This is a genomic window from Haloarcula halophila, assembly GCF_029278565.1.
GTDB classification, from domain to species: domain Archaea; phylum Halobacteriota; class Halobacteria; order Halobacteriales; family Haloarculaceae; genus Haloarcula; species Haloarcula halophila.
On the sequence record NZ_CP119559.1, the window covers coordinates 186827 to 203589 of the forward strand.

Below are 16763 nucleotides of genomic sequence, written 5' to 3' on the forward strand. Positions count from 1 at the left end.
TGTTGTTTCACACCAGCACACTTTTACATTAGACTAGTCTAATCCTCTCGTATGTTGAGTGCGAAGATGGAGGACTATCTCAAGGCGATCTATCGGCTCGAACGGGAGGGCGAGGCGCCGGTCGCCACTTCGACGATCGCCGAGACGGTGGGCGTCACCCCGCCGACAGCGACGAGTATGATCGAGAAACTGACCGATCAGGAGTTTCTCGAACGCGAGAAGTACAAAGGTGTCACCCTGACGCCGGAGGGCGAGACCATCGCGCTGGAAGTCATCCGCCACCACCGGTTGCTGGAGACGTTTCTCACGGAGGAACTGGGCTACGACTGGGCGACGGTCCACGAGGAAGCCGAGATCCTGGAACACCACATCAGCGAGGAGTTCGAACAGCGCCTGGCCGAGGCACTGGACGACCCCGACGTCGACCCCCACGGCGATCCGATCCCCAACGACGCCCTGGAGCCGATCGAGGACGTACCGGTGTCGGTCCTCTCGGACTACGACGAAGGGGTCCAGGTGGAGGTCGCTCGCGTCCGGGACCGAGAGCCCGACGAACTCACGTATCTCGACGGAGTGGGGATCACTCCCGGGACGGTGCTCAGTATCACCGAGGTAGCGCCGATCGGGATGGTCACCGTCTCGCTCGACTCGGGGGACTCGGTCTCGCTGCCGGAGGGTGTCGCGGACGCGATCCAGGTCCATCCGCCGGAGAGCGACCGCGCCGAGAACGGAGTGACCAAAGCGTGAGCGAGGTCACCTGGTTCACCGTCGTGCTCATCGCGGCCGGGTCGCAACTCGCTGTGTTACCCGGGGAAAAAGTCCAGTTCATCATCGCTGGCCTCTCGACGCGGTTTAGCCCCTATCTGGTCGTCGCCGCAGCAGGGACGGCCTTCGCCGGCTGGACGGCCATCGAGATCTGGCTGGGGAGTACGGTCCTGCAGCTCCTGCCCGCTATCGTGCTGGACGCGCTGACGGCAGTCCTGTTTCTCGTATTCGCATACCTGCTGGTCCGGACGGCGCCCGGGAAAGACGCCCCCCAGCGGTCGCCCTCCAACGCCATCACGACCGACGGCGGCGAACTGGACGTTCGCGTCCCGGTTCTGGACTGGAAAGTTCCCAACGCGCTCGGGGGCTTTCTCCCGATCTTCGCCATGATGGCCTTCGGCGAGTTCGGCGACAAGACCCAGATCATCACCGTCTCGCTGGCGGCACAGTACGCCGCCCATCCGACGGCGATCTGGACCGGCGAGATGCTGGCGATCATCCCCGTGAGCCTCGCTAACGCGCTGTTCTTCCACCGATTCTCTCACACCTTCGACATCCGGAAGGCCCACTTCGCAGGGGCAGCACTGTTCCTGTTTTTCGCGCTGGACTTCGGGCTGAAGGTGACCCTCGGCGTCTCCGTCTGGGAACAGCTCGTGACCACGGTAGCGAACGCCCTTCCGGTCTGAACGGCCGACGAAACGCCTTTCTTCCGGCTGTGAAATTGTTGGCCCATGCGTGGCCTCGACGACACCGACCGCGAGATCCTCGACCTTTTGCTTTCGGACGCACGCCGACCGTACAGCGATATCGCCGAGCAGGTCGGCCTCTCGGCGCCGGCCGTCTCCGACCGGGTCGACAGATTACACGAGATGGGAATCATCCGCGGGTTCACCGTCGATATCGACCGCTCGCTGCTCCGGTCGGGCGTCCCCGTTCTGATCAACATCGACGCTGCGCCCGGGCGGGGAGCAGCCGTCGCCGCCGGGATGGCCGACACCGACGCCGTCGAACACAGTTTTCGAACGGCGGACGATCACGTCCTCGTGACGGCCACCGTCCACCAGACCGAGGTGGGCGCGCTGCTGGACCGTGCTGTCGAGGACATGAGCGACGTGGCCGACTACGAGGTCCGACTGCTGGCCGACAGCGAGTGGCGGCCCGGCCTGGCCGGCCCGGAGTTCGCTCCTGATTGTGCCGAGTGTGGCAACACCGTCGACGAGGAGGGGGTCCGACGGACCCTCGACGGGGAGCCGTACTACTTCTGCTGTGAGTCCTGCGCCAAGCGGTTCGTCGACCAGTACGAGTCGCTGAAAGACGGGATTTAGAGCGCTCGGCCGCGGCGCTGGTTTCGGTTCTGAAGTACAAACCTGGTTCTGCCCACACGATCCAAAATTTCATCCGCATACAGCCTCTGTTTCGTAGGCACAAACCGCATCAACGGGGAGGGCGTACTAGTACCCAAGATGACCACCACAACGGCCCGGTTGGAGCTAACGGGCATGAGTTGTGCGAACTGTTCGGCGACCATCGAGGAGCGCGTCGGCGAGTTAGCGGGGGTCAGTCACGTCGACGCGAACTACGCCACCGACGAAGGGTCGGTGGAGTACGACCCCGACCAGGTGACGCTCGCCGAGATATTCGACGCGGTCGAGGACGCCGGCTACGGCGTCGTCACGGAGACGGTGACAGTCGGCATCACCGACATGTCCTGTGCCAACTGCGCGGAGACCAGCGCCGAGGCCCTGGCGTCGACCCCGGGCGTCGTCAGCGCCGACGTGAACTACGCGACCGACGAGGCACAGGTCACCTACAACCCGGCCGACGCGTCGATCGAGGACCTCTATGACGCCGTCGAGTCCGCCGGCTACACGCCGGTTCGCGAGGACGACGACGGAGAGGGCGGCCAGTCCTCCAGCGAACGCCGGGACGCCGCCCGCGACGCCGAGACCCGGAGACAGCGCCGGCTGACGCTGTTCGGGGCAGCGTTCTCGCTCCCGCTGCTGGTGATGATGGCCGATCACCTGCTGGGTCTCGGCCTCCTCGCTGGGACGGTCGTCGGCCAGTACCAGGGGATCGTCGCCTTCCTGCTGGCGACGCCGGTCCAGGCGCTGCTCGGACGGCCGTTCTACGAGAACGCCTACACGGCGCTCGTCAAGAACCGCCGGGCCAACATGGACGTACTGATCGCACTCGGTTCGTCGACGGCCTACTTCTACTCCGTCGCGGCTCTGTTCGGTTTGATCGCCTCGACGGGCCTGTACTTCGATACCGCGGCGTTCATCCTGGTGTTCATCACGCTGGGGAACTACCTCGAAGCCCGCTCGAAGAGCCAGGCCGGCGCGGCCATCCAGCAACTGCTGGAGATGGAGGCCGACACTGCCACGGTCGTCCACGAGGACGGCAGCGAGGCGGAGATCGAACTCTCCGAAGTCGAGGTCGGCGACCGACTGAAGGTTCGGCCCGGCGAGAAGATCCCGACCGACGGGGTCGTCCGGGACGGCAACTCGGCGGTCGACGAGTCGATGGTCACCGGCGAGTCCGTCCCGGTCGAGAAGGAACCCGGCGACGAGGTCGTCGGCTCGACGGTCAACCAGAACGGCGTCCTCGTCGTCGAGGCGACGAAGGTCGGCGAGGAGACCGCCATCCAGCAGATCGCCGAGCGCGTGCGGGCGGCCCAGTCGCGCCAGCCCGACATCCAGAACGTCGCCGACCGCATCTCGGCGTACTTCGTCCCCGCGGTCATCGCCAACGCCGTCCTCTGGGCGGTCGTCTGGGCGCTCACGCCGGATCTGCTGGCGTCGTTCGTCGGCGGGCTCCCGATCTGGGGGCTGGCGGCCGGCGGCCCCGCCGCCGTCGGCGTCACCGAGTTCGCCGTCGTCGTGTTCGCCTCCGCAGTGTTGATCGCCTGCCCCTGCGCGCTGGGGCTGGCGACGCCGGCCGCGACGATGGTCGGCACCGCAATCGGCGCCCGCAACGGTGTCCTGTTCAAGGGCGGCGATATCCTCGAACGGGTCCGCGACGTGGATACCGTCGTCTTCGACAAGACGGGCACGCTGACCGAAGGCGAGATGGAACTGACCGACGTGGAAGCGGTCGGCCCCGCTGCCGACGGTGGGACGTTGCGGACGGAACGGGAGCGGACTGCCGAGTTCGTCCTCGAAGTCGCCGCCAGCGCCGAATCGGGTAGCGAGCACCCGCTCGCGGAAGCTATCGTTGAGGGCGCACGCGAGCGTGGGATCGACGTCGAGGAGCCCGAATCCTTCGAGAACGTCCCCGGCCAGGGTGTCCGAGCGACGACGAGTCACGGCGACGTGCTGGTGGGCAACCGGACGCTGCACTCGGAGGCCGGCGTCGACGTGGGTCCCGCCGAGGACCGCCTGGATGCCCTCGAACGCGAGGGGAAGACGGCGATGCTCGTCGCGCTCCGGGCCGACGGCGACGACGAGTACCACCTGCTGGGCGTGCTGGCCGACGCCGACACGGTCAAGGGGACGGCCGCGGACGCCGTCTCGCAACTCCGCGAGCGAGGGACCGACGTGTGGCTCGTCACCGGGGACAACGAGCGGACCGCCCGCGCCGTCGCCGAGCAGGTCGGCATCGACCCCGACAACGTCAAGGCCAGCGTCCTGCCGGAGGACAAGGCCGACGCCGTCGACGACCTCCAAGCCGACGGACGACGGGCGATGATGGTCGGGGACGGCGTCAACGACGCGCCGGCACTCGCCGCCGCAGCCGTCGGGTGTGCCATCGGCTCTGGCACCGACGTGGCCATCGAGGCCGCGGACGTGACGCTGCTCCGTGACGACCCCGCCGACGTACTCAAGGCGATCCGCATCTCCGAGGCCACGCTCCGGAAGATCAAACAGAACCTCTTCTGGGCGCTGGGGTACAACACCGTGATGATCCCCCTGGCCTCTCTGGGACTGCTCCAGCCGGCCCTGGCGGCTGGGGCGATGGCCGCCTCCTCGGTGTCGGTGCTGGCGAACAGCCTCGCGTTCCGCCGGTACGTCCCCGACAGCGATTACCGGCTGCTCGGGTTCCTGCAGCCGTAGACTGACCCGGAAGCGAGCCTTCGATCGTCCGTCGACTCGCCCTTCGGCTGCGGTCGCGGGCGTCCCGACCCCGAGATTTTTGTCAGCCGCGGGCGTTCCACCGGGCGATGCCCTCCATCGTCGATGACGTGTTGTTCAGCGAGCCGTCCGGCCGACCGAACTCGCTGGTGCAGTTCGCCGGCACGTTCGCCTTCCTGGTGATATACTTGTATTTCTACGTGTACTTGGGAGAGACATCGGGTACCTGGCTGCTCGCGATGGCGCTCGGGGCGATGCTCTCGGGCACCGCGGAGTCGCTCCCGATACACCGGCGAAAGATAGCCGCCACGCTCCGTCTCGCATCGATCCTCACGTTCGTCGGTCTCCTCGTCGCCATCGTCTTCGACCCCGGCATCGTGACCGGGTAGACGACGGTGCCCATCCAGTACGTTCATTTGCGCTGGACACTGAACGCCGATCGTGAGTGAGTCCCAGCGGCCCCGTCCATCGGGGCTCGGCATCCGCGTTCGGGCCCTCTGGCGTGCGTTCGTCGTAGCTTGGCAGTTCGTCCCGCTCGCGGTCGCCTGGCTCCGGGACCGACGGCGGTTCCTGGTCGTCGGCCGCTCGCGGACGGTCACGAGCGCGGACCGCCGTCGCCGCGCCGAGTTCCTCAAGGACACCTTCGTCGAGTTGGGGCCGGCCTTCATCAAACTCGGGCAGATGCTCTCGACCCGGCCCGACGCCCTTCCGATCGAGTATACGGAGATCCTCTCGGAACTACAGGACAAGGTCCCACCCGAGGACTGGAGCGAGATCGAACCGGCGCTGGAGGCGGAACTGGGACCCATCGACGAGCAGTTCGACGAGTTCGACCGCGATCCCATCAGCGGTGCCTCGCTCGGGCAGGTCTACACTGCGGAACTCGACGGCCAGCGCGTCGCCGTCAAGGTCCTCCGGCCGAATATCCGGACCCGCGTCGAGTCGGACCTGCGGGTCCTGGAGACGCTGACGCCGATCCTGGTCCGCGGGGCGGAGCCCGCACAGGCGTTCACGCTGGAGAACCTCACCGAGGAGTTCGCCGCGACGATCCGCCGGGAGATGGATTACGCCCACGAGGCACGGATGCTCGACACGATCGGCGGGAACTTCGCCGACGACGACCGCATCGCCGTCCCGGAGGTCGTCGGGAGTCACTCGACGGACCGCGTGGTGACGATGAGCTACGTCGACGGGGTGAAGATCGACGACGTCGAACGGCTCGACGAGATCGGTGTCGACAGGAGTGCGCTCGTCCAGCGGTTAGAGGAGGTGTACATGCAGATGATCGTCGAGGACGGCGTCTTTCACGCCGACCCACATCCGGGGAACCTCGCGGTCCAGCCCGACGGAACCATCGTCTTCTACGACTTCGGGATGACTGGTTACCTGGGACCCCGGACCCGCGAACAGTTGCTGGAGTTCTACGTCGCGCTGGCGGCCGACGACGTGAATCGGGTGATGGACGCCTTCGTGGCGATGGGCGCACTCGATCCCGCTGCCGACCGCGAAGTGATGCGGGAGGCCTTCGAAATCGTTATCGACCAGTTCCGCGGCGAGGACATCAGCGACCTCCGGATCGAACAGCTCGTCGGCGAGTTCGAGAGCCAACTGTACGCGTTCCCGATGCGACTCCCACAGGACCTGGCGCTCGTGGTCCGGGTCTCGACTGTTCTGGAGGGAGTCTGTCGGACGCTCGATCCGGAGTTCGACTTCATCGAGATCATCACGGAGTACGTCACCGATCAACAGCGGAGCGAGGCCGGCAAAGCCATCGGAGCGGAGGTCCGCGACGCCGTCGCCTCGTCGGGACGGTCGCTCGTGACCGGCGGGCCACGGGCCGAGGACGCGCTCGACAGGGCCGACCGGGGCGACCTCCACCTGCGAACAGTGCTGGCCGACAGCGACGGCCTGCTCGGACTGATGGCCCGGCGGCTCCTGCTGGGGCTCGCCGTCGCAGTCGGCGTTCCACTCGTCGCCTTCCTCTATCTGGCCGGCGGGCTCCAGCCGGCCGCCGTCGCCGCCGGTGCGACGACGGTGGTCGCCGGCGTCCTCGTCTGGTCGTTCCGACGGCAGCGTGGCCCGCAGTTCGGAACCCCGCAGTTCACCCGCCACGAACTGCGACAGCGGCGGGACGACAGCTCCGACCAGTGAGTCAGAGGTCGCCCCGGTCGGCCATCGTCCGTACCTCCTCGGCCCGCTCACGGATCGCGTCCCACTCCTCGTCGCCCTTGTCGTCGACGTGGCTGTACATCAGTCCCATCCGGTGGTTCGACCGCAGTTCGTCCTCGTTACGTTTCAGGAAGTCCCAGTACAGCGTGTTGAACGGGCAGGCCCCCTCGCCGGTCGTCTTCGTCTTGTAGTACGGACAGCCCGAACAGTAGTCGCTCATCTTGTCGACGTAGTTCGCCGAGGACGCGTACGGTTTCGTGGCGAAGACGCCGGCACCGTACAGCCCCATCTCGACGACGTTGGGGGTGGTCACCCAGTGGAAGGCGTCGACGTAGCCCGCGTGGAACCAGCGGTTGAGCTGTGCGGGCTCGACGCCGTACAGCAGGCCGAAGTTCGAGAGGACCATCAGCCGCTCGATGTGGTGGGAGTAGCCCCGCTCGCGGACGCCGTCGACGACATCCGAGAGACAGGCCATCTCGGTCTCGCCGGTCCAGTAGAACTCGGGCAGGTCGGCCTCCGCGCCGAGTTGGTTCGCCGTGGCCAGTTCGGGCATCTCCCGGCGGTAGACGTGCCGGAGGAACTCCCGCCACCCGAGTATCTGCCGGACGAACCCCTCGACGCTGTTCAGCGGCGCGTCGCCGTCCTCGTAGGCAGCGATGGCCCGCTCGATCACCTCCTCGGGCAGCAGGAGGCCCAGGTTCAGCGAGGTCGACAGCAGGCTGTGGCTCATCGCCCACTCCCCGTCCCGCATCGCGTCCTGGTACGGACCGAACTCCGCGAGGCGGTGCTCGACGAAGTGATCCAGCGCACGGACGGCCTGCCGGCGGGTCACGGGCCAGCGGAACGGCTCGGGATCGGCCCAGGACCCGCCGTAGGGTTGGTCCTCGTACCCACCGTCGAAGGTCGTCTCGACCCACTCGGCGACCGCCGTGGTCGTCTCGTCGGGGTCGAACGTCGGTGGGTCGGCTGGCTCCCAGTCTTCGGGCGGCGTCTCGCGGTTCTGGTCGTCGTAGTTCCACTCCCCGCCGACCGGCTCGCCGTCGGCCATCAGATACCCGGTCTCGCGCCGCATGAACCGGTAGAACCCCTCGTGGCGGTACTGCCCGCCGTCAGTCCACGCGTCGAACTGCTCGCGTGAACAGCAGAAGCGTTCGTCGGGGACGAACTCGACATCGCCGCCGGCGTCGGCCACGATGTCCTCGATGCGTTCGCGGCTGCCGTGGGCCTGTGGCTCGGTGGTGACGAGCGTCTCCTCGGGATGGGCCGCGAAGTGGGCCTCGAGTCCGTCGGCGAAGGTATCGACCTGCCGGTAGTCGACGGCTCGGCCGTCCTCGCGGAGAGCGTCCCGGAAGTGGCGCATCGCACTGAACACGAGCGTCAGTTTGTGGGGGTGATACGGGAGCCTCCGGCCGAACGACTCGGCTTCGACGAGCAAGACATCGTCGTTCGGACGACGGGCGAGCGGGCCCCGGTTGCGGACGAGGTGGTCGCCACGTACCCAGACGGTCACGGCAGATCCCTCTGTCTCATCGATTGGGTACAGGGGCTGGGCCACAAAGAAGCCCCGTCCGAACTGTGTTGGTACCCGGTCCGCTTTTGACCGTCGAGAGCGTAGAAAGATGGCTTACATGTTCGGCGGTTCGTTTATACAAATACACGAAAATCCCCGGATATAGTGGGTTATAACCCTCATTATCGTTCGGACGCTACTATCACAATCGACTCACTTTTCAGTACACGGTCCCAACCTCGGGACGTATGTCAGACGACCTGAATCGGCGGACGTTCATCCGTAGTACCGCAGTCGTATCCGGGGTCGGCCTGTTAGCTGGGTGTGGTGGGTCCGGCGGGGACGGCGGCTCTGGCGACGGTGGCTCCGGCGACGGCGGATCGGACGGAGGTTCCAGCGACGGCGGATCAAGCGACGGCGAGTCGAGTGATGGCGAATCAGGCGATGGCGACGCAGACGGGAGTGCCGAGGACGGCGGATCGAGCGGCAGTGAAGTCCCCGCCGAGGTCAGCGACTACCTCTCGAACGTCGGAAACTTCGACGGCTCGGTCGTCGACGAGACCGGGAGCAGTTCCGTCGAGGTGATGGTCGGGGCCGAAGGCAACGGCGGGAACTTCGCGTTCGCTCCCGCAGCCGTCCGGATCAGTACCGGGACCACGGTCACCTGGACCTGGACCGGCGAAGGCGCGGGTCACAACGTCGTCGACGAGGGTGGCGAGTTCGAGAGCGAGACCGTCACCGAGGAGGGCCACGAGTTCACGCACACGTTCGAGTCCAGCGGGGTCTACCAGTACTTCTGTCTGCCCCACAAGGGCCTCGGGATGAAAGGTGCCATCGTCGTCGAGTAACTACGGTCGGTCCATCGAGGACCCGCTAGTCGCGTACAGCGAATAGGCGATGACGGCGAAGCCGATCGCCGTGAGTGCGTTTTCGAAGATCAGCGCGGCACCGGTCTCCAGCCCGAACAACTGATCGGCCACGCCGGCCAAGAGTGATCCGAAGGTAACCGTCGCGAACCCGAGCGCGAGGTAGGTCAACGCGTCCGAGCGTGTCTTTCGTGCCGCTTTCGCTGCGAAGTACGTGATGAACCCGCCAAGCAGCAGTGTCACTGTCTTGAAACCGAGGACGACGACTGGGATGTTCTCGTTCATAGTTCCTCACTGATCCGCGTCCAGAGGCTCACGAGGCGTTCGTCGGGCGTCTCCTGGTCCCGGAGGAGATCAACGTCGAACTGGTCTTCGGCCGTCACCGTAACGAAGACACCTGAACAGTCCCGGACGTACCGCGTCGCGTGGTGGCCGTCGGATCGGACTTCCGTCTCCTCCGCGACGAGGTCGGCCTCACTGAGCCGTTCGAGTTTTCGGTAGGTGCTGGTCTGGGGCATCCCACACTCCTGTGCGACCTGTTTGGCCGGCCGTGGCTCGTCGAGCGTCGCCAGGATCTCGCGGCAATCCGGGTCGGCCAGCGCGTCGAACACCGCTTGGGTGTCGATTTCCTCGTCTCGTCTCACGACTGGGGACCTCCGACTGGGGGCAAAGGGGAGTCTGGGACGCCGGCGTACCGGTGGACGGACGTGACCGTCGTCGTACCCGTCCAACGGGATGGGTTTCAAGATGGCGGTCACGAGGGGGGTTCGGGTCCGTCCACCCGGTAATAAATGGCCCGTATTGAAAGGGAGGTCGTTGATTTCCAGAATCTGGAAAGCGGACCCGCCCTTTTGGGTCCTGTGTTGCCAACTATCGTAGTGCCATGCGCCAGCCCTCTACCCGACGACGGTTCCTCCAGTGTACTGCCCTGGCCGGTCTCACCGCAGTAGCCGGTTGTACATCGACTGACGAGACGGCACAGGCGGTCCCGGCCGCCGATGCCGAGACAGCCCCATCGTCGACCACACAGACGACGGGGACGCCCGAACGGACGCCACCGGAGTCGCTCTCGGAGTGGCTCACCGACGCCAACGGCTACGACGGCGAGCGTCGCCGCTACGGCATCCGCTCCCGGCCGAGGGTCGATGTCGGCCATCCCACCGACGACGGCCTCGCGTTCTCCCCACCGGTGATCGAGGTCCCGCCGATGACGACCGTGATCTGGGACTGGACTGGCCACGGCGGCCAGCACAACGTGGTCGCACTGGACGGGACCTTCGACAGCGGCCGCACGAACGCACAGGACGGGACCTGCTACACGTACCTCTTCGAGGAGACGGGAAGCTACGCGTACGTCTCCGAACCCCACCGGGAGGACGGGATGAAAGGCGCCGTCCTCGTCAGGGAGCCGCCGTCGACGGGCTACGAAGCGGTCGACGAGTGGCTCGCGACGTCCGGGTCCTTCGACGGAACCGTCACCGACCACGACGGGTCCGGCCCGGCGACAGTCACCGTCGGCGCCGCGGGCAACGGCGGGAACTTCGCGTTCTCCCCGCCGGTCTTGCGAATCGCTCCCGGGACGACGGTCCGCTGGGAGTGGACCGGCGACGGGGGCGGCCACAACGTCGTCTTCGAGGACCACGACATCGGGTCCGACGGGATCGACCACGAGCCCTCGGCGACGTTCGAACACACCTTCGAGGCCGACGGGATCTACCGCTACTACTGTGCGCCCCACGAGGCAATCGGCCAGCGGGGTGCGATCATCGTCGAGTAGGCCGACCGTCCCTACGGCCCTTACTGCCCTCCCTCCCCTCCAGCGCTCACCCCGTTCGGTTCCCGGACGGTCCCGCTGACGTCTATATATTCCACTTTTTCACATACGAGCGGTATATCACAACAATATAACGACTCTTTACCCGAGAGGCTGAGGATTGGAAGCGAATGTCGGTAGATTCACCACCGAACCAGTTACGATCGATCACACCGCTGGCAGTTGCACTGCTCGTCGTCCTGGCGACGGTGCCGGCCGGGGTGACGGCAGTGGCCCAGTCCAGTGCGACCGCGAGTACCGTCACGATCAGCGAAATCCAGACCCCTCCCGGGAGCGGTGACGCCTCACCCTACGATGGACAGAACGTCACCACGTCAGGTACCGTCACCGCCGTCACCGAGAGCGGGTTCTTCCTCCAGAACGGGACCGGGCCGTACAGCGGCGTCTACGTCTACGGGAACAGTACCGTCTCGGCGGGCGAGACGGTGACTGTCACCGGCCTCGTCAAAGAGTACAACGGCGTCACCGAGATCGACGTCGGCACCGCCGCCGGGGCGGTCAGCGTCACCGGGACCGCGCCGATCCCCGACGCCACGGCCGTCAGCACCGGCGAAGCGTCGACAGAGGCGTACGAAGGCGTCCTGGTCACCGTCTCGAACCTCTCGGTGACCGCCACGCCCGGAGAGTACGGCGAGTGGGCCGTCTCCGACGGCAGTGGCGAGATCGCCGTCGACGACGTGACACACGCGAACGTCACGGTGCCGAGCGAGACCGGCGGGACCATCGACAGCCTCTCCGGGCCGGTTCACTACACGTTCGGTGCGTTCAAGATCCAACCGACGGCGATGGCCGGTTACACGGCACCGACAGACAACGGTTCGTCCGTGCCGGTCGACGGGACGACGCTCACCGTCCTCTCGTACAACGACATCCAGACGGCCGCCTCCGATCCGACGAAGATGGGCCGACTCGTCGGTGCCGTCAACAGCCGTGAAGCGGCCATCGACAACCCGACGGTCGTCGTCGGCGGCGGCGACCAGGTCAGTCCGAGTTCCCTCTCGCCGGTCAGCAATCACACGGTCCCCGTCGAGACGCTGAACACGCTCGATCCGGCCGCCGAGGTCGTCGGGAACCACGACCTCGATTACGGCTTCGCCGCGGTCGAGGCGTACAGCGACGACTCGGCGTTCCCGTGGCTCGTCGCGAACGTCCGGCACGAGGACGGCGGAACTATCCCGGGGACGGAGAGCTATACCGTCGTCCAGCGCGGGAACGTCACCATCGGTATCGTCGGCCTAGTCGACGACGCGATCAAGTCCAAGACAGCGGTCGACTTCGAGGACGAGGGGTACGAAGTGACGGATTACGTCTCGACCGGGAGCCGCGTCGCGACGACGCTCAAAGAGGAGGAGAACGTCGACGTCGTCATCGCGGCGGCACACATCGGCGTGCCCGAGTCCGAGACCCTCGCACGCAACACGGAGCACATCGACGTCATCGTCACCGGTGACGACGAGGTGACCTACGGTCCGAAGACCGTCGACGGGACCGTCGTCATGGAAGCCCAGGCGCGCGCTGCCTACCTCGGCGAGGCGAACCTCTCGGTCGGACAGGACGATACGTCCCTCGACAGTGGTCGTCTCATCACCCTCGATGGCTCCAACGGCTACCCGATCAACCGGACGGCGAACGACACCGTCGCGGACGCCCGCGGACAGTACCTCTCGACGGTCGCCGGCCGAACGACCGTCCCGCTGGACTCGACGTTCAGTTCGAACTACGCACAGGAGACTGCCTGGGGTAACACGGTCACGGACGCGTTCCGAGCCGAGACCGGTGCCGACGTCGCCGCGACCAACGCGGGCGGTATCCGCGGGGACTTCGTCATCGATCCCGGACCCGTCACGTACAACGATATCTACACTTCCCTGCCGTTCGGGAACCACCTCGTCACGAAGGAGATGACCGGCGAGCAACTGCGGGAACTGCTCGCCAGCCAGGTCACGCGCCTCGACGCCCAGTACGGCGCACAAGCACAACTCCAGGTCAGCGGTGTCACCTACGAGTTCGTCGACCGACCGGGTGCCGAGACCACTGTCGGTGACGTCTACGTCGAGGGCGAACCGCTCGATCCGACCGCCACCTACGACGTCACGGTCAACTCCTACATGGCCGGCTGGACGTTCGGCCAGCGGTACGGCTGGAACATGAGCGACCTCCGGACTGTCGATTCGGACTACACCCTCTACGGCACGGCCACCGCCGAGTACATCAACGAGACCTCACCGATCTCGCCCGACGGCGAGGATCGCATCAGACGAGTCACGCGGACCGTCGCCGATGCGTCGGCGACCGAAGCCGACGCGACGACACAGCTCTCCGTCGATGTGCCCGAGACCGTCCAATCCGTCAACGGCTCGACAGTCCACGTCGAGAACACGTCCGACGGCGTCGTCTACGCGTCGGATGCGTCAGTCTCGAACGGCACGCTGACAGCGACGTTCGAGCGCTCGGCCCTCGATTCCCTGGCTCAATCGAGCGAGTCGCTCCAGCTCTACGCCGGCTACACTGACAGCGCACTCGATGGAGACCGAAACAGCTTCGACAGCTCCGTGCTCAACGCCGACGTCACGGAGGCGATCGGGACGAACACCTCCTCGCTGGCCCGGTTCGACACCGCCCCACGGGACGGCCGGATCGGGGTTTCGGAGGTTCTGACTGCGATCGCCGCGTACAACGCCGACACGCAGGTCGGTGGCGAACCGGTCACGATCACGGACGTCAGAGCGGTGATCACCGCCTACAACACTGAAGCGGCTGTCTGACCCCTCGGCTGCCACGCACTCGGTTCGATCCGTTTCTCCGCCCGGGGTTTTCACGCGTGCTTCCCATGCCCCTCCTCCATATCGTCTGAGCAGCCACGGTCCCGTCTGCCGGGTGACCCACCGTGACGATTCTGGCCCCGGTCTGCCTCGCGTTCTCACCCTCGGGGGTCGCGCTGTCACTGCCGAGTCTGTCACGCTCGGACGTGCTCGCTTCGCTGCGCGCGACCTCCCTGATTAGAATTCCGCCATGCCGGTTCGTTCGACGACTCGCTTCGCTTGTCGTCTCACTGCACGGGCGTGGCGGGATTCGAACCCGCGATCTAGGGGTTAGGAACCCCTCACCCTAGTCCACTAGGCCACACGCCCTGTGGGAGTGTCTCCACTGGCGCGAAAAACGCTTTCGCTCGTGGTCCGCAAAAATCGGAGAATATAGCCGATTATTCCTCGGACTCGGTCGCTCGCTCGGTCGACGTGTCCGTCGAGGTGCTCGTCGACTCCTCGGGCTGGCCTGGCCCATCACGCATCTCTTCGAGTTCCTGTTCGACTTCTTCACGGCCCTTCTGGAACTCGCCCATGGCCTCACCGGTCGAGCGTGCGAGTTTCGGAATCTTGTTCGCCCCGAACAGTAGGACAGCGATGAGGAGGATGACCATCATCTCGGTCGTCCCCGGCATCCCTGGGAACAGTGGTACGAATGTCCCTGACATTGTAACCGAACGTAACGTGGTTGCTATTATAGTCTTTTTGCTCGCTCTGCTTCCGTGAGACGGCAGTTCTCCCGAACGCCGGCCGTTCCGGACGTTCCGTGCGTCCAAACGGGCGGTTGGCGGATCGTCCGCTATCGGTGGCTGCCCCACCGGGATCGCGGTGACAACACCGGTGACGGACTGATCTCGGAAGGGATTTGAACGGGCCGCCGGTACGGATAGACGAATATGGTCGAAGTAGGTGACGACGCACCGCGATTCACGGCACCGCTCGCGAACGGCGACGTCGACGAGATCTCGTTGGCGGACGAACTCGGCGACGGACCAGTCGTCTTGGCCTTTTTCCCCGGCGCGTTCACGAGCGTCTGCAGCCACGAGATGAGTACGTTCCAGGACCGCATCGCCGACATCGAGGAGGCCGGCGCGACGCTGTTCGGCGTCAGCATCGACACGCCGTTCGCACAGAACGCCTTCCGTGACGACCTCGACCTCTCGTTCTCGCTGATCAGCGACAACGATCGGACGCTGGTCGACGCCTACGACGTCTCGATGGACTTCGCCGAACTCGGCGTCCACAACGTCGCAAAGCGTGCGGTGTTCGTCCTCGACGACGAGGGCGTCGTCACGTACGCGTGGGTCAGCGACGATCCCGGTGTCGAACCGGACTACGACGAGGTCGTCGAGGCCGTCCAGTCGGCGTAACCGAGGGGATTTTCTCCCTGGCCGCGGTGGTCGGGGTATGAGCACCGACGACGACAGTGGTCGGATCTACGATCCACAGGCCCCCCACGCGTTCCCGGACGAACGAGTCAACGATATCCTCCGAGCCATCGAGGAGAACACCGAGATACAGGCGTACTTGGAGGCCCAAAACGTCAACCCCGTCACGCGAAAGCGGTACAACGACCACGGGCGGAAACACATCAGTATCGTCCGTAACCGGGCGCTGTGTCTCTACGATCTGCTCAAGCACGGGGGCGTCGAGTTCAACGGTGCTGCCGAACAGGGGCTGGACGAAGCCGACGAAGCTGTCATCATCGCACTCGCGGCGACGCTCCACGACATCGGCCACGTCGTCCACCGCGACGAACACCCGTACTACTCTATTCCCCTCGCGGCGGACCTGTTGGACGATTTCCTCACGGATTTCTACGATGTCCCCGAGGCGGTCCGCGTGAAGGGCGAAGTGTTGCACGCGATCCTCTGTCACCACACCGAAGAGACACCCCTGACACTGGAAGCGGGTGTCGTTCGCATCGCCGACGCCCTCGATATGGAACACGGCCGCTCGCGGATTCCCTACGAACGTGGCGGTCGCGGTATCAACACCGTCTCCAGCCAGGCCATCGAGCGGGTGACGCTCAAACCCGGTGATGGGTCCCCGGTCCTCGTCGAGATCGAGATGAACAACGCCGCCGGTGTCTATCAGGTCGACAACCTTCTGAAGGCGAAGCTGAACGATTCGGGGCTCGAAGAGACAGTCCGTATCGTCGCGTTGAACGTCCACGACGGCGACGAACAGATCGTCGAACGGATCGAACTCTGAAGCGTCCTGTCGTCGACACAACCGTTTTATCTACCCACGCCGTAGCTGTGCGTATGAGTCTCACGCCCCTCGACGAACGGCAGCGAAACCGGCACGAGACGGCGCGTGACGGGGCGTCGGCGGAGTCACTGTGGTCCCGGCTCCGCGCACGGGCCGGCGATGTCCTCGCCCGCCTCCCACTCACTCGTCGCCTGTTCGGCGCTACGGACGAGTCCACCACCGAGACGGCGGCGCTCTCTCGGGCCGACCCATCGGCACACACTACCCGTTTCGCGGTCGACGACCTTCTACAGCGGGAGACGCCTCTGGTCATGCCAGCCCGCGGAGACGCCAGCGAGAACCCGGTCGAACTCGACGTCACGGAGCACGCGGACCGCTTGACACTCTCGCTCGGCGCAAATCCCGAAGCGACGATCACGTCCGATACGTACTGGACTGTCGAGCCGTAGTCTGCCCTTTCCAGAGCCCGGTTCTTCGCTGTCGATCGGGTCTCTGTAATCCGACTCGCCGGAGGATACGTTCGCTCGTCAC

At 65.7% G+C, this 16763-nt stretch carries 16 protein-coding genes and 1 tRNA gene; 12 read left to right on the top strand and 5 right to left on the bottom strand.

Features of this window, described 5'->3' with window-relative positions:
• Positions 1 to 51: 51 nt before the first annotated feature.
• The 6 genes from P0204_RS00985 (at position 52) to P0204_RS01010 (ending at position 6986) form a co-directional block, all read left to right on the top strand.
• Positions 52 to 747: a metal-dependent transcriptional regulator gene (locus tag P0204_RS00985; RefSeq protein ID WP_276221025.1), complete on the top strand. Its 696-nt coding sequence runs from the start codon at positions 52 to 54 to the stop codon at positions 745 to 747.
• Positions 744 to 1451 carry a TMEM165/GDT1 family protein gene (locus P0204_RS00990; RefSeq protein WP_276221026.1) on the top strand — a complete coding sequence of 236 codons (708 nt, stop codon included), beginning with the start codon at positions 744 to 746 and terminating at the stop codon, positions 1449 to 1451. The genes P0204_RS00985 and P0204_RS00990 overlap by 4 nt, the downstream gene beginning before the upstream one ends.
• Positions 1452 to 1496: 45 nt before the next feature.
• On the top strand, positions 1497 to 2090 hold the full coding sequence (locus P0204_RS00995) for an AsnC family transcriptional regulator (RefSeq protein WP_276221027.1): 594 nt from the start codon (positions 1497 to 1499) through the stop codon (positions 2088 to 2090).
• A gap of 138 nt (positions 2091 to 2228) precedes the next feature.
• Positions 2229 to 4817, top strand: a complete 2589-nt coding sequence (locus P0204_RS01000; RefSeq protein WP_276221028.1) for a heavy metal translocating P-type ATPase — start codon at positions 2229 to 2231, stop codon at positions 4815 to 4817.
• 107 nt (positions 4818 to 4924) lie between these two features.
• The gene (locus P0204_RS01005; protein ID WP_276221029.1) at positions 4925 to 5224 is read left to right on the top strand and encodes a DUF8011 family protein; all 300 of its coding nucleotides are present in this window, start codon (positions 4925 to 4927) and stop codon (positions 5222 to 5224) included.
• Between the two features lie 52 nt (positions 5225 to 5276).
• On the top strand, positions 5277 to 6986 hold the full coding sequence (locus P0204_RS01010; protein WP_276221030.1) for an ABC1 kinase family protein: 1710 nt from the start codon (positions 5277 to 5279) through the stop codon (positions 6984 to 6986).
• 1 nt (position 6987) lies between these two features.
• On the opposite strand, the gene P0204_RS01015 is transcribed toward P0204_RS01010, so the two are convergent.
• Positions 6988 to 8514, bottom strand: coding sequence for a cryptochrome/photolyase family protein (locus P0204_RS01015; RefSeq protein ID WP_276221031.1), 1527 nt, complete (start codon positions 8512 to 8514; stop codon positions 6988 to 6990).
• A 248-nt stretch (positions 8515 to 8762) separates the two neighbouring features.
• On the opposite strand from P0204_RS01015, the gene P0204_RS01020 reads away from it, so the two are divergent.
• Positions 8763 to 9362 (top strand): halocyanin domain-containing protein, encoded by a 600-nt coding sequence (locus tag P0204_RS01020; protein WP_276221032.1) that lies wholly within the window; start codon positions 8763 to 8765, stop codon positions 9360 to 9362.
• Here the strand turns inward: P0204_RS01020 and P0204_RS01025 are convergent, their stop codons facing one another.
• Together P0204_RS01025 and P0204_RS01030 are read right to left on the bottom strand one after the other, a co-directional pair.
• Positions 9363 to 9665, bottom strand: coding sequence for a DUF7521 family protein (locus P0204_RS01025; protein ID WP_276221033.1), 303 nt, complete (start codon positions 9663 to 9665; stop codon positions 9363 to 9365).
• Complete coding sequence (locus tag P0204_RS01030) at positions 9662 to 10024, bottom strand: ArsR/SmtB family transcription factor (protein WP_276221035.1); 363 nt, start codon at positions 10022 to 10024, stop codon at positions 9662 to 9664. Before P0204_RS01030 ends, P0204_RS01025 begins: the two co-directional genes overlap by 4 nt.
• Positions 10025 to 10263: 239 nt before the next feature.
• On the opposite strand from P0204_RS01030, the gene P0204_RS01035 reads away from it, so the two are divergent.
• Positions 10264 to 11157: a halocyanin domain-containing protein gene (locus P0204_RS01035; RefSeq protein ID WP_276221036.1), complete on the top strand. Its 894-nt coding sequence runs from the start codon at positions 10264 to 10266 to the stop codon at positions 11155 to 11157.
• A gap of 167 nt (positions 11158 to 11324) precedes the next feature.
• Positions 11325 to 13979 carry a 5'-nucleotidase C-terminal domain-containing protein gene (locus tag P0204_RS01040; RefSeq protein ID WP_276221037.1) on the top strand — a complete coding sequence of 885 codons (2655 nt, stop codon included), beginning with the start codon at positions 11325 to 11327 and terminating at the stop codon, positions 13977 to 13979.
• Positions 13980 to 14271: 292 nt separating this feature from the next.
• Here P0204_RS01040 and P0204_RS01045 read toward each other — a convergent pair.
• Positions 14272 to 14345 (bottom strand) — tRNA-Arg (locus P0204_RS01045).
• A gap of 71 nt (positions 14346 to 14416) precedes the next feature.
• Complete coding sequence (locus P0204_RS01050; protein WP_276223300.1) at positions 14417 to 14653, bottom strand: twin-arginine translocase TatA/TatE family subunit; 237 nt, start codon at positions 14651 to 14653, stop codon at positions 14417 to 14419.
• 261 nt (positions 14654 to 14914) lie between these two features.
• On the opposite strand from P0204_RS01050, the gene P0204_RS01055 reads away from it, so the two are divergent.
• Genes P0204_RS01055 through P0204_RS01065 form a run of 3 tightly spaced genes read left to right on the top strand, consistent with a single transcriptional unit; the run spans position 14915 to position 16681 of the window.
• Complete coding sequence (locus tag P0204_RS01055) at positions 14915 to 15388, top strand: redoxin domain-containing protein (RefSeq protein ID WP_276221038.1); 474 nt, start codon at positions 14915 to 14917, stop codon at positions 15386 to 15388.
• A 37-nt stretch (positions 15389 to 15425) separates the two neighbouring features.
• Complete coding sequence (locus P0204_RS01060) at positions 15426 to 16232, top strand: HD domain-containing protein (protein WP_276221040.1); 807 nt, start codon at positions 15426 to 15428, stop codon at positions 16230 to 16232.
• 53 nt (positions 16233 to 16285) lie between these two features.
• Positions 16286 to 16681, top strand: coding sequence for a hypothetical protein (locus P0204_RS01065; RefSeq protein WP_276221041.1), 396 nt, complete (start codon positions 16286 to 16288; stop codon positions 16679 to 16681).
• Positions 16682 to 16763 lie beyond the last annotated feature (82 nt).

What these genes read in the sequence shown, in the direction of transcription:
- P0204_RS01065 (WP_276221041.1), top strand. Translation starts at nt 16,286, where the DNA reads ATGAGTCTCACGCCCCTCGACGAACGGCAGCGAAACCGGCACGAGACG.
- P0204_RS01000 (WP_276221028.1), top strand. Translation starts at nt 2,229, where the DNA reads ATGACCACCACAACGGCCCGGTTGGAGCTAACGGGCATGAGTTGTGCG.
- P0204_RS01005 (WP_276221029.1), top strand. Translation starts at nt 4,925, where the DNA reads ATGCCCTCCATCGTCGATGACGTGTTGTTCAGCGAGCCGTCCGGCCGA.
- P0204_RS01060 (WP_276221040.1), top strand. Translation starts at nt 15,426, where the DNA reads ATGAGCACCGACGACGACAGTGGTCGGATCTACGATCCACAGGCCCCC.
- P0204_RS01050 (WP_276223300.1), bottom strand. Translation starts at nt 14,653, where the DNA reads ATGCCGGGGACGACCGAGATGATGGTCATCCTCCTCATCGCTGTCCTA.
- P0204_RS01040 (WP_276221037.1), top strand. Translation starts at nt 11,325, where the DNA reads ATGTCGGTAGATTCACCACCGAACCAGTTACGATCGATCACACCGCTG.
- P0204_RS00995 (WP_276221027.1), top strand. Translation starts at nt 1,497, where the DNA reads ATGCGTGGCCTCGACGACACCGACCGCGAGATCCTCGACCTTTTGCTT.
- P0204_RS01055 (WP_276221038.1), top strand. Translation starts at nt 14,915, where the DNA reads ATGGTCGAAGTAGGTGACGACGCACCGCGATTCACGGCACCGCTCGCG.
- P0204_RS01035 (WP_276221036.1), top strand. Translation starts at nt 10,264, where the DNA reads ATGCGCCAGCCCTCTACCCGACGACGGTTCCTCCAGTGTACTGCCCTG.
- P0204_RS01020 (WP_276221032.1), top strand. Translation starts at nt 8,763, where the DNA reads ATGTCAGACGACCTGAATCGGCGGACGTTCATCCGTAGTACCGCAGTC.
- P0204_RS00985 (WP_276221025.1), top strand. Translation starts at nt 52, where the DNA reads ATGTTGAGTGCGAAGATGGAGGACTATCTCAAGGCGATCTATCGGCTC.
- P0204_RS01025 (WP_276221033.1), bottom strand. Translation starts at nt 9,665, where the DNA reads ATGAACGAGAACATCCCAGTCGTCGTCCTCGGTTTCAAGACAGTGACA.